This is a genomic window from Stenotrophomonas sp. INTA L402-1 (assembly GCF_059295135.1).
This window is the reverse complement of sequence record NZ_JCAFWP010000245.1, coordinates 1-528: the sequence shown is the minus strand read 5'-3', so window position 1 is coordinate 528 and position 528 is coordinate 1. Positions and strand designations below refer to the sequence as shown.

Annotated in this window: 1 protein-coding gene; it reads left to right on the top strand. The window is 52.1% G+C overall.

Annotated elements, in window-relative coordinates; genetic code table 11:
* A partial coding sequence (locus AC5O77_RS22605; protein ID WP_494507276.1) for a tyrosine-type recombinase/integrase occupies window positions 1–378 on the top strand: 378 nt, incomplete at its 5' end.
* Between the last annotated feature and the right edge of the window lie 150 nt (window positions 379–528).

The window sequence follows — 528 nt, the reverse complement described above, 5'->3', positions numbered from 1 at the left end:
GAAGAAGAGGTCGAAATCGGCACAAACGGCGCGAAGTCGCCACTGCCTATTTGGAATGTCAGCGCGCGAACAGTACGTAACTGGATCAATGCTGCCGTGCAGCTGGCAGAGCAGGATGAGGTCAGGTTCAGCCTGCATATTTCACCGCACACGTTTCGTCATAGCTATGCGGTGCACATGCTGTACCAGGGCACTCAACTGAAAGTCCTGCAGGGGTTAATGGGGCACGAAAAGCTGGAGAGCACCGAGGCTTATACGCGGATCTTTGCTCTCGATATTGTCGCGGAGCGCCAGGTTCAATTCTCAATGCCATCCCAAGATGCGGTTGAGATGGTCCGAGGGGTAGCCAGTAAAAATCTGCTGAGTAATTACGATTAGTTTCGCATGCGAAACTAATCAACCATTTCAGCCACCTAAGCCTGACCACCCAAAGAGAAACACCTTTATAACCACCTACCCGATAAGACTGTTCGGTACTCACTTCGTTCCGCTCCGCCTCAGCCATACCGGGTACGCGGAGGTTAATCA